We start from the raw sequence: 10536 nt of genomic DNA on the forward strand, positions 1-10536 counted from the left end.
GGCTGTTGTTGACCACCTACGCTCGCCACGCGGCGCAGGGCTCACAACTGGACCGCGAAGAACTGCTCAAGCTGTTGGCCGAGTGCGGCGAGCTGTTCCAGGCCCTCGGCCAGACCGCCGCTGCCCGTGGCAGCCGGCAGATCGACACCCAGGGCATCGAGGCGTTGCGCCAGTCGTTGAATCAATGGCCGGCCCCCGAAAGCAACAGTCCGGGCGAGCCGGTGGTCGCGGTGGCGGCTGAAGCCGGCATTGCCAGTGCCACGCCGCGCTCGCAGGTGCATTACGCTGGTGAAAACCATGACACCACCGCCCAGGATCACCTGCAGTTGACCAGCGGCGCAGCCATGCGCCTGCACGCCGGCAAAGGCATCAGCGCCTTCGCCCAGGACGAGGGCATCAACGCCATCGCCAATCGCGGCAAGGTGCTGGTGCAGGCCCAGGACGACGACATGGTGCTCAACGCGCAAAAGCACCTGCACCTGTCGGCGGCCGAAGGCGAGGTGCTCATCACCGCCCCCACCATCCGCCTGGTGGCCGATGACGGCAGCTACATCAGGATCGGTGGCGGGGTCGAGATCGGAACGCAAGGCAAGGCCGTTGTGCATGCCGGCGAGCATGATTGGGTGGGGCCCAAGACCGACAGTGCCTCGGTGCCCACGTTTGGTCGTGACCCTGCCGCTCAACGCCTGGCCTTTCACTACCCCGGCCACGACGACGGCAGCGCCCGACTGGCGGTCGAGCATGCTTACCAAATCAAACTGGAGGATGGCAGTACGGTGCAAGGACTGACGGATTCAAGCGGACTGACCGAGCGGGTGGAGCGCGAGCAGATGCATCAGGCGCAAACGGCGGCGATGCGTGACAAAGGCCCGAACGGTGGCCGCCAATGAGCAGCGAAGAAATGTACTGCGTGGCGCAACTCACCACCCGCCTGATGCCCAACTGCAACACCGTGCGCAACATGGAAGTGCCCGCCGACCTGCCGGGGGTGGTGATCTTCCTGCATGGCGTGAATGATCCCGGGGCGTCCTATGAGTCGGTGGAAACCGGGTTGTGCCAGGGGGTTAACGAGCGGCTGGATCGGCCGGATTTGAAGGCGGGGCGGTATGGGGCCAAGTACCACAAGGCCGAAAAAACGCCTCGGGAAACGTGGAAAGATAAAGAAGAACAAATACCCGACGACCCTGACACTTATCTGTATCAGCGCGACACGGACGATCCCAAAACCCGCAGCCTGATGATCCCGTTCTACTGGGGCTATCGCGCCGCGCCGGAACACGTCAAACGTGATGACGCCGGTGATCCGTTCCGGATGCGCAATCAGTTTCAGGATATCCAGGGCAATCGCCTGGATCGTCACTTTGCCAAGGCCGGTGGTTTTTTTGTCAATGCCACCAACAACCTGGAAGAGATGTATGGCGAGGGTTTCAAGGCCAACCGGAAAACCGGCATGGTCGAATTGATCAAGCCGAACAATTACCTGCTCTTCGCCAATGCGCCGCTGCGGCATTACTTTGTGCTGGCCGCCCATCGTTTGGCGATGCTGGTCAGGGAAATTCGCCGGGTATCCCCCGATGAAACCATCACCATCATGGGCCATAGCCAAGGCACCCTGATCGCGTTACTGGCGCAGGCCCTGCTGGTGGACAAGGGGCAGCGTTGCGCCGACACCCTGATTCTCGTTGACACACCTTACAGCGTCCTGCGCGACGTCACCCCCAAGAACCATGACACCCTCGCCACCCTGATCCGTATCGTCACGGCGGTCACGCAAACGCCCCATGCCCAACCAGCGTTATCCGCGCTCCGGGAAGCCAAAACCTATGGCGGTCGCAGTGGCCCGCAATGGTCACCGACACAAGGGACCCACCAGGATAAGCTCGGCAACCTCAGCGTTTTCCCCGAGCGCGACAATCGCGGCAAGGTGTACCTGTATTTTTGCCCGGACGACACCACCGTGGCCCTGGACGACGTGCAGGGCATTGGCACCTACGGCGTGCCGGATGCAACGCCGGATGGCCGGCCGGCGATGATGGCGCTGCAATCATTAGGCTTTTATCAACGGCTGTGGACCAAACGTCATCGTGACGGCGAGCCGGTGCTGGTGGGCAAGTCGCCACAACCCGAATTCATCCGCGCGCCAGGTGAACACCGCTACCCGGGCGCTTCCTTTGTCACCGGAGTGGCTTCGCAAGCGCCGATCGCCAAGGGGCAGGAACGCCTGATCAACGCTGAAGCCCTGAATCCGCCCCATGCGCCGCAGATGTTCGGTGGCGAAGCCATCCAAGGCAGCCCGACCCGCGCTGGCCTGGACAAACCGGATGAGGTGGCCAAGAGCATCGCGCTGGGCAAGGACGCCGCGACCTTTTTGTGGATCAAAATGCCCGCCGAGTATGACGCCCCGAACACCACGCAGCAGGAGGCGCTGAGCCGATTTAACGGGCTATCCGACGATCCGGAGGAGCATACACGCGCCGTGCGAAAAGGCCCGGCCCGCTCCAGCTCCAGCTCTTGTCACGAGCGCGAGGAGACCCCGCGAGAAGCTCGGGCGCGCATGGAACGTGACCAGGGGGCCTGGGGTGCCAACTCCTATCACTCGGCAATTCTGCGCAGCCCGGAAAACCAGCGTTGGGTGACGGCGATGGACATTGCCATTGGCCAGGCCCATTGCCTCGATGACCCGGCCATGCGTGAGGTGTTGGTGGCGATTGCGGATTGGAAGATGGATGAAGAGGTATTTACGACGACCAGTGAGTTGCCTGGGTGGTCGCGACTCAGCGCTGAGGCTCAGGCATTAGTGAGGGCCAGTTATCTGTATTACGACAGGGGTGTTTTCCCGCCCTCCGATCTGGTCTCGCTGACGCCACCCGCTCTGCTTGCCGGCGCCGCTAAAAAAGGAGGTGCCTTGTGAGCAATCCTCAACCCCGCCCCCGAACGTTACCGAAACTCAAGCCCTATCTCTGGATCGCCGGCGTACTGCTGATCCTTTGGCTCGGCTTCGTCTGGCTGGTCCACATCAAGGCACAGGAAAACAACGTGGAACTTCGCAACTTCAACCCGGTACTGCGCTGGGGAATCGCCGCCATTCTGGGTCCCTTGCTGCTGATTTTCAGCGTTCACTGGTGGGGCAAAGCCGTGGCCAGTGAAAAGGCGGGGCTCGCCGCCTATAAAGCCAACGTCATGGCGCAAATCGCCGAGCAGCAAGCTACGCGGGTGCGAACCTACGCGTTGGAAATCCGCGGGGTGGGGATGGCAGTGGATGATTGGCATCAATCATCGATATGGCGAGAAGTTAAAAAAAAGAACAACAACTTCGCTTCAATCTATTCTCGAGACCCCGAGGATTATGATTCTTCTTTAAGCTCTCGGGAAATCACCAGGAATATCAACATTCGTGTGGCGTTCAAGCATTCAGCAAACGGGTCAGTGGCGTATTGGCCAATCCCGGTGTTTGCGCTAGGCCCTCCAGACCCTTATGAGAAAGGCTACCGAGCCGCCGGCTTGATCAATTCAGGTCGTAATAAGGCGACCCTTGGGGTTACCCAGTTTCTCTGGCAGGACGATGAAAGCACCACCCACGCGCAAGGCATGATTGAGCGCCTGTTTCAGTTTTTTGACGATAACCGCCAAGTTCCACAAGCGCTGATCGTGAGTCGGGATGGTGACGTGACGCGTGATGTCTATCGCAAGCCTGGTACTCCGGGGTTGCAAAGCGTCCAGGTGGTACCCACGGTGTACGAAAGCATGACCGGGCTGCTGGTCACCCGCTCGGATCGGGTGGATCGGTACATTCGCCCTTATGCCACTCACGAGCCTGAGGACAACCAGAACAAAAACACTGACTTGGGCAAGCTGTGGGCCTTTTACTGGGATCGTGATAAAGCATTTTTGGAGTGGTACGAAGCCGCAGAACGCGCCAAGGGGGCTAAAGTCTCGCTACCCGCTACCACCATGTCCACCGCCTACTGGCAATCCCAACTCCCCACACTCTGGCAAACCATCAACAACCGCGGGCCAGGCTATTTCGAACCCTCCCCATGGCTACCCATCCGCTGGGCCCAGCATCAGGTCAAAGAGTTCGACGCCGCGCCGGTGCTGGGTTATCTGCACCGGCCAATCAAGGTCTCGATGCAGGATGAACACGGTCAGCGACTAAAACCGGCCCTGCAGGCCAAGGCCCTGCAAGCCGGCTGGCTACAGGCGGTGGAGACGTTGCCCAAAGGGCAAAAGCCGGTCCGCGTGTTCTATGACACCACCGACAACCGGGACGCTGAAATTGCCCTGACCATTGCCTTGCATGGCCTGAATACGGACGGCCATGGCATCGAGCTGGGCAATGTCGATGAGGGTTACGACATCGGTCGGCGTCTGGGCAATACCGGGGTCAGTGGGGCTCTGGTGGAAATCAACCTGGCGACCATGGCCAGCTACCTGGACGGCGGAGCCAGCGCAGTGGTGTACACCGGCGAGGACGGCAGCCTGACGGTACAGATGATCCACCCACCGGACGAAGCGCGCAAAGCCAGGAACCGTGAGAACCGTGGTGCCGACCCTTTCAAGTTCGGCGCCCCTAACGGCGGTGTACCCAGAACATGAACCATCCCATTTGCCTGGGCGACGCCACCAGCAGCGGCGGCACCGTGGTTTCCTGCCAGCTTGAAGGCACGCATACCCTCAATGGAAAAACCCCGACGGTGTTGGGTGACAAGGCTTCCTGCCCACTGCATCTGGGCGAGTTTGCCTTCGTCGAAGGGCATCCGCGCCGGCGTATGAACGGCATTCCGGTCGTATTGCAGGGCCATCTCCTGGCCTGCGGTTGTCATGGCGTGGCGAGCACTGCTCAGTATGTGCAGGTGGTCTAGGCCGAAACACCGGGCTATCTCTTTATTGCGCGGCGGCTGGTGGCTTCAGTTTTTTGCAAAAAAGCCGACAACGATGTCGGCTTTTTAGTCGGTGTTGTCTGGATTAAAAGCCGCGGATGATTCGGGTCTTGAGTTCGGCGTGAAAGCGATCCGCATTGGATTTGTTAACGCTACGCACTGACTCGCTACCGGTCACCGAATCCAGTGCCATCGAACGCTTGAGCGTCGCTTCGTTGCGATAGGCATCGATAAAGAACTCGATGTCCCGGTCGCTGGCCAGCTTCGGCCATTTGTCCAGGTACAGCGGCAGCTCGGTCGGACCGGTCTTGAACGAGCAGATACGCCGATTTGTGATGGTCGCCTCGCCGATTTCGAACGGCACCCACCAGGACTGCGCGGTTTTCTCCGAGACCACTGCCAGCAGGTGCGTGCACTCGCTGATGTTGCGGGTAATCACCCCGGTGATGTCGTCGGTGGTCTGGGATTCGGCATCCAGCACATCGAGGTAGGTCTTGATGTTGGCCTGGATCAGGCGCGCGTTGATTTTGACCGCGTGGGCGCGGTCCATGTGGCGGTAGCTGATAAACACTGGCATCAGAAATGTCCCTTGATCGCGAGTTCGCGGTAATAGGCGCCGAGGGCGGTGAGGCGGCAGCCGGTGGAGTGGATGGCGGCGTAGTACATATGCTCGGCGTCCACCGGTTCGACCAGGCTGTGGCGGTTGCACTTTTGCAACTGGGCGAAGACGTCGCCGTGCTCCGGGTTGAATTCAGGCTCGGTGGGCTCAAAGCTGGGGGCAAGGGGGTACACCGACTCCGCTTCGGCAAACCATTCGGGGAGTTTGCGCAGGATCTCCTTGGGGATCAGCGGCGACACTTCGCGCAGGGAAATGAACTGCGAGACGTTGGTCTTGAACACCGGGCGCTGTTCCCAGGCATCGAGGGCGTTGTCGACAAACGAATAGAGGCTGCCGGGTGTGATCTTGCCCAGGATGTTCGCTGCTCCACCATGCAGCGCCTGGAGCAATAGTCCGGTGAACACGCCGTGTTGCGCGCCCTCCATCGCCGGCTCTTCCTTTTTGCAGGCGGTCAGAATGGTCATGCCTTCACCGACCACGCTGCCTTCACTGCGCAAGGCGCGCAGTTCACCGGCCGAGCCGCTCTGGCAACAGTCGAGAATGATCACTTTGTTTTTGATCTTCGTGGCCTTGCTCGCCCAGTTGAGAATGTCGCTGAGGCGTATCCCGTCCTTGGCGCTCTTGTAATCCTGCGGGATCAACATGCCTTCGTCGGTGTCGGTGTCGAAGCTGCCGTGGCCGGCGAAGTACAGCAGCGCGACATTGCAGTCCCCGGCAAACAGCTCACGGATCTGGTCTTCGAGTTTTTCCCGGCTCAGGTAGTCCTCGGCGGAGGTCAGTACGATGTTCTTGAAGTTCGGATCGCCATTGGCGTCGGTCTTCAGCACCGAGGCCATGGCCATGGCGTCATTGCTGCAACCGCTCAGGCGCGACACATGGGTGTAGTCGTTGATGCCGATAAACAGTCCCTTGCGCATGGTTACACCGCCGTATGCTTGCGAATCGCATCGATAATGCTGTTGGTGTTCCAGGCACACTCGGCATGCGCCGCCTCACGTACTACCGTGGAAATCCGCTCGGCGCCGAACGGCTTGATCGCAATGATCACCTTGCCCATACGCTTGGCGATCTCGATTTCCTTGTTGATCCACTTGCTGTAGGTGGAGTACATCCCGGCCATGATCAATACCGCCGAACACGGACGGATCTTGTTTTCGATGGCCTCCTCAAGTTGTTTGTCGGTTTTCGCGCCGATAATCGGGTTGTCCGGCGGCACCGAAAAATTCTTGTAGGTGAAACCAGGCTTGGCGTTGAGCAGGCGCACGAGATTGTCGTGGGCGTCGGAGTAGTTCCACGAGTGGCTGATGAACAGATGGTAGGTTTGCATGGGTGTCCCTCGGTGTCGCTGGAGTGCGAAGAGGGTTTGAACTTAGGCGATTACAGGGCGGCTACAAGAGGTGGGGGCGGAAAGAGAAATGCCCTACAAGCAAGCGTGCGCAAGCCTTACAGAAAAATCTGATGTTTAAGTGGGGGGAAAGATCCAGCCGCCGGCCGCCCCGCTGCAGTCAGGGCGACCGGCACGTCTGTTTAGTAGCCGTTTTCCGGCAGACTGGCGATGATCGAGCGGTAGCTGTTCATCCGTTGCTGCTGCACGCGACCGTCTTCAAGGGCCTTGAGCAGGGCGCAACCGGGTTCGCGGTCATGCTTGCAGTCGCGGAAGCGGCAGGTACCCAGCAGGTCGTTGAACTCGATGAAGCCGGCTTCGACGTCGGCACGGCTGACGTGGCCCAGGCCGAATTCACGGATACCCGGGGAGTCAATCAACTCACCGCCGCCGGGAAAGTGGAACAACCGCGCGGTAGTGGTGGTGTGGGTGCCCTGTCCGGACAGCTCGGACAGCGGGCCGACGCGGGTCTCGACATCCGGCAGCAGGCTGTTGACCAGCGACGACTTGCCGACACCGGACTGGCCGACGAACACGCTGATGCGTCCGTCCAGTTGCGTCTGCAACTGCTCCATACCGTTACCGTGATGCGCCGACACTTCCAGCACCGGGTAACCGAGGGTGCGGTATACGGCGAGCAAGGCATTCAGCGCAGGAGCATTGTTTTCGTCGATCAGGTCGAATTTGTTCAGCAGCAGCAGCGGCTTGATGCCCGCATGTTCGGCCGCCACCAGGTAGCGGTCGATCAGGTTGGCGTGGGGCTCGGGCAGTGGTGCAAACACGATGACGATCATGTCGACGTTGGCCGCCACCGGCTTGAGCTGACCACGGCTGTCCGGGCGGCACAGCTCGGTGTTGCGCGGCAGTTGCGCCACGATCACGCCGATGCCCTGGTTGCCGGCGCGCCACACCACCTGATCGCCGGTCACCAGCGCCGGCAGGTTCGCGCGCAGGTGGCAACGGAACACCTGGCCGGCGAGCTCGCCGTCGCAGGCCTCGACCTCAACCTGCACACCGAAGTGCGCGATCACCAGACCGTGCTGTTCCGGGCCCAGATCGCCGCCCTCAAGTGCCTCGACAGCCGAGGACTCGCGTTTGGCGGCGCGGGCAGCGCGTTCGCCCTGAATCTTTTCGATGCGCCAGTTTTGGCGGCGATTGAGTTGGCGTTTGGCCATGGGTGTTCCGTATAAAGAATGCAGCGATTAGGTAAAACGGCCGCGAGTTTAGCACGCCCGGCCACCGGCCTAGGCTAAACTGCGCAGCATTGCTTAGGAGCCGAATATGCAAAATCCGCAGAACCTGATCTGGATCGACCTGGAAATGACCGGTCTGAACCCTGATACCGACGTCATTATCGAAATGGCCACCATCGTCACCGACAGTGACCTGAACACCCTGGCCGAAGGCCCGGTGATCGCCATTCACCACAGCGACGAAATACTCGCCGGCATGGACGAGTGGAACACCCGTCAGCATGGCGGTTCGGGGCTGACCCAGCGGGTTCGCGATAGCCGTATCAGCATGGCCGAAGCCGAAGCCGAAACCATCGCCTTCCTGGAACAGTGGGTGCCGAAGGGCAAATCGCCGATCTGCGGCAACAGCATCTGCCAGGACCGTCGCTTCCTTTATACCCATATGAAATCCCTGGAAAGCTATTTCCACTATCGCAACCTCGACGTGTCCACGCTCAAAGAGCTGGCCGCGCGCTGGGCGCCGGACGTGCGTGACAGCTTCAAGAAGGGCAGCACCCACCTGGCGCTGGACGACATCCGTGAATCCATCGCCGAGTTGCAGCACTACCGCAAGCATTTCATCAAGTCCTGATCTGACTCCCCTGTAGGAGCTGCCGCAGGCTGCGATCTTTTGATCTTGATTCTCAAAAAAACAGGATCAAAAGATCGCAGCCTGCGGCAGCTCCTACATGGGAATTGTGAAAGTGAGTAGACTGCGCGCCTTTTCGCAAGGACCGCCACCATGTTGCTGATGCTCTACCTGATCGCCATCACCGCCGAAGCCATGACCGGCGCCCTGTCTGCCGGGCGTCGTGGCATGGACTGGTTTGGCGTGGTGCTGATCGCTTGCGTCACTGCGCTGGGGGGCGGTTCGGTGCGCGATGTGCTGCTCGGGCATTACCCGCTGACGTGGGTCAAACACCCGGAATACCTGGTGCTGACCACGGCTGCCGCCATGATCACGGTGTTCACCGCGCGCTGGATGCGGCATCTGCGTTCACTGTTCCTGGTGCTGGACGCCATGGGCCTGGTGGCGTTCACCCTGATCGGCTGCATCACTGCCCTGGAAATGGGGCATGGCATGTTGGTGGCGTCGGTCAGCGGCGTGATCACCGGCGTTTTCGGCGGCATCCTGCGGGACATTTTCTGCAACGATATTCCGCTGATTTTCCGGCGTGAGCTTTATGCCAGCGTTTCGTTTGCGGCGGCATGGTGTTACATGCTGTGTATCTACCTGCAATTGCCCGGTGAACAGTCGATTCTGATCACTTTGTTCGGCGGTTTTCTGCTGCGCTTGCTGGCGATCCGTTTTCATTGGGAAATGCCCAAGTTCGTCTACAACGACGAAACGTGACGTTCAGCGTGTTGCCGCAACGCCCATTCGACATGTTCGCGCACCAGTTCCGACGGATGCTCCCGTCGCGCCTTCAGCGCCTCCAGCACCGCAATCGTTGAAGGCGCATTGCCCAGGCCCACCGCCAGGTTGCGCAACCAGTTTTCGTAACCGGTCCGGCGTAGCGGCGAGCCTTCGGTGCTGCTGAGAAACCTCTCTTCATCCCACATGAACAGTTCCGCCAGCCCGGCGTTATCCAGGTTGTGTCGCGGCTTGAAGTCACCTTCACCGGACGGGCGGGCGAAGCGGTTCCACGGACAGACGATCTGGCAGTCATCGCAGCCGAACACCCGGTTGCCGATCAGTGGCCGCAGGTCTTCAGGGATCGCGCCTTTGAGTTCGATGGTCAGGTAGGAAATGCAGCGTCTGGCGTCCAGTACATAGGGGCCGACGAAGGCGTTGGTCGGGCAGATGTCGAGGCAGGCACTGCAACGGCCGCAATGTTCGGTGGCGTGGGGCGGGTCGACCGGCAGCGGCAAGTCGACGAACAGTTCGGCGAGAAAAAAGTAACTGCCGGCTTTGCGATTGAGGACCAGGGTGTTTTTGCCGATCCATCCAAGCCCCGCCTGTTCGGCGATGGCTTTTTCCAGCACCGGGGCACTGTCGACAAAAGCCCGGAAGCCGAACGGTCCAATCTCGGCCTGAATCTTTTCCGCCAGTTGCTGCACGCGTTTGCGGATCAGCTTGTGGTAATCACGGCCCAGGGCATAACGGGATACGTAGGCTTTTTCCGGTTGGGCCAACACTTTCGCCATTTGGGTGTCGCCGGCCAGGTAATCCATGCGCAAGGACACCACGCGCAAAGTGCCCGGTACCAGCTCTTCGGGGTGCGAGCGCTTGCTGCCGTGGGCGCCCATGTAGTCCATTTCGCCGTGGTAGCCGGCTTCGAGCCAGCGTTCCAGGTGCTGTTCATGCTCGGCCAGGTCGAGGCCGCTGATGCCGACTTGCTGGAAGCCCAGCTCGCGGCCCCAGTCCTTGATGGATTGGGCGAGGGCGGACAGGTCTGTGGTAATAGCAGGCATGAGGCG

At 60.4% G+C, this 10536-nt stretch carries 11 protein-coding genes; 6 read left to right on the forward strand and 5 right to left on the reverse strand.

All coding sequences use genetic code 11. The features are described from left to right. The 4 genes from AC07W4_RS07130 to AC07W4_RS07145 form a co-directional block, all read left to right on the forward strand. The coding region (locus tag AC07W4_RS07130; protein WP_495031962.1) for a DUF2345 domain-containing protein at positions 1–890 on the forward strand (890 nt) is incomplete at its 5' end. Continuing rightward, the gene (locus AC07W4_RS07135) at positions 887–2911 is read left to right on the forward strand and encodes a T6SS effector phospholipase Tle3 domain-containing protein (protein ID WP_495031963.1); all 2025 of its coding nucleotides are present in this window, start codon (positions 887–889) and stop codon (positions 2909–2911) included. The genes AC07W4_RS07130 and AC07W4_RS07135, both read left to right, overlap by 4 nt. Next, positions 2908–4596, forward strand: coding sequence for a type VI lipase adapter Tla3 domain-containing protein (locus AC07W4_RS07140; RefSeq protein ID WP_495031964.1), 1689 nt, complete (start codon positions 2908–2910; stop codon positions 4594–4596). The genes AC07W4_RS07135 and AC07W4_RS07140 overlap by 4 nt, the downstream gene beginning before the upstream one ends. Beyond that, positions 4593–4862 (forward strand): PAAR domain-containing protein, encoded by a 270-nt coding sequence (locus AC07W4_RS07145; protein ID WP_495031965.1) that lies wholly within the window; start codon positions 4593–4595, stop codon positions 4860–4862. Before AC07W4_RS07140 ends, AC07W4_RS07145 begins: the two co-directional genes overlap by 4 nt. Before the next feature lie 103 nt (positions 4863–4965). Here the strand turns inward: AC07W4_RS07145 and AC07W4_RS07150 are convergent, their stop codons facing one another. The 4 genes from AC07W4_RS07150 to rsgA all read right to left on the reverse strand — a co-directional run bounded on the left by AC07W4_RS07150 (position 4966) and on the right by rsgA (position 8058). Continuing rightward, positions 4966–5457: a toll/interleukin-1 receptor domain-containing protein gene (locus AC07W4_RS07150; RefSeq protein WP_495031966.1), complete on the reverse strand. Its 492-nt coding sequence runs from the start codon at positions 5455–5457 to the stop codon at positions 4966–4968. Beyond that, entirely contained in the window at positions 5457–6416 is a 960-nt protein-coding gene (locus AC07W4_RS07155; RefSeq protein WP_008048055.1) for a caspase family protein, read from the reverse strand. The genes AC07W4_RS07150 and AC07W4_RS07155 overlap by 1 nt, the downstream gene beginning before the upstream one ends. A gap of 2 nt (positions 6417–6418) precedes the next feature. Further along, positions 6419–6826, reverse strand: a complete 408-nt coding sequence (locus AC07W4_RS07160) for a TIR domain-containing protein (RefSeq protein WP_495031967.1) — start codon at positions 6824–6826, stop codon at positions 6419–6421. 200 nt (positions 6827–7026) lie between these two features. Then, positions 7027–8058 (reverse strand): small ribosomal subunit biogenesis GTPase RsgA, encoded by a 1032-nt coding sequence (gene rsgA, locus AC07W4_RS07165; RefSeq protein ID WP_495031968.1) that lies wholly within the window; start codon positions 8056–8058, stop codon positions 7027–7029. 106 nt (positions 8059–8164) lie between these two features. Here rsgA and orn point away from each other — a divergent pair, with 106 nt between their 5' ends. Together orn and AC07W4_RS07175 are read left to right on the forward strand one after the other, a co-directional pair. Next, positions 8165–8707 carry an oligoribonuclease gene (orn, locus tag AC07W4_RS07170; RefSeq protein WP_493725248.1) on the forward strand — a complete coding sequence of 181 codons (543 nt, stop codon included), beginning with the start codon at positions 8165–8167 and terminating at the stop codon, positions 8705–8707. Positions 8708–8857: 150 nt separating this feature from the next. After that, a complete protein-coding gene (locus tag AC07W4_RS07175) occupies positions 8858–9469 on the forward strand; it encodes a trimeric intracellular cation channel family protein (protein WP_008048059.1) in 612 nt (203 codons plus the stop codon). On the opposite strand, the gene queG is transcribed toward AC07W4_RS07175, so the two are convergent. Further along, positions 9451–10530: a tRNA epoxyqueuosine(34) reductase QueG gene (queG, locus tag AC07W4_RS07180; RefSeq protein ID WP_495031969.1), complete on the reverse strand. Its 1080-nt coding sequence runs from the start codon at positions 10528–10530 to the stop codon at positions 9451–9453. The genes AC07W4_RS07175 and queG overlap by 19 nt on opposite strands. Positions 10531–10536: the final 6 nt, after the last annotated feature.

It is taken from the genome of Pseudomonas sp. GW821-FHT02A08 (genome assembly GCF_059422045.1).

Excerpts from the sequence above, each read along its gene's own strand:
- AC07W4_RS07135 (WP_495031963.1), top strand. The coding sequence starts at position 887 with ATGAGCAGCGAAGAAATGTACTGCGTGGCGCAACTCACCACCCGCCTG.
- AC07W4_RS07145 (WP_495031965.1), top strand. The coding sequence starts at position 4,593 with ATGAACCATCCCATTTGCCTGGGCGACGCCACCAGCAGCGGCGGCACC.
- AC07W4_RS07150 (WP_495031966.1), bottom strand. The coding sequence starts at position 5,457 with ATGCCAGTGTTTATCAGCTACCGCCACATGGACCGCGCCCACGCGGTC.
- AC07W4_RS07155 (WP_008048055.1), bottom strand. The coding sequence starts at position 6,416 with ATGCGCAAGGGACTGTTTATCGGCATCAACGACTACACCCATGTGTCG.
- AC07W4_RS07160 (WP_495031967.1), bottom strand. The coding sequence starts at position 6,826 with ATGCAAACCTACCATCTGTTCATCAGCCACTCGTGGAACTACTCCGAC.
- rsgA (WP_495031968.1), bottom strand. The coding sequence starts at position 8,058 with ATGGCCAAACGCCAACTCAATCGCCGCCAAAACTGGCGCATCGAAAAG.
- orn (WP_493725248.1), top strand. The coding sequence starts at position 8,165 with ATGCAAAATCCGCAGAACCTGATCTGGATCGACCTGGAAATGACCGGT.
- AC07W4_RS07175 (WP_008048059.1), top strand. The coding sequence starts at position 8,858 with ATGTTGCTGATGCTCTACCTGATCGCCATCACCGCCGAAGCCATGACC.
- queG (WP_495031969.1), bottom strand. The coding sequence starts at position 10,530 with ATGCCTGCTATTACCACAGACCTGTCCGCCCTCGCCCAATCCATCAAG.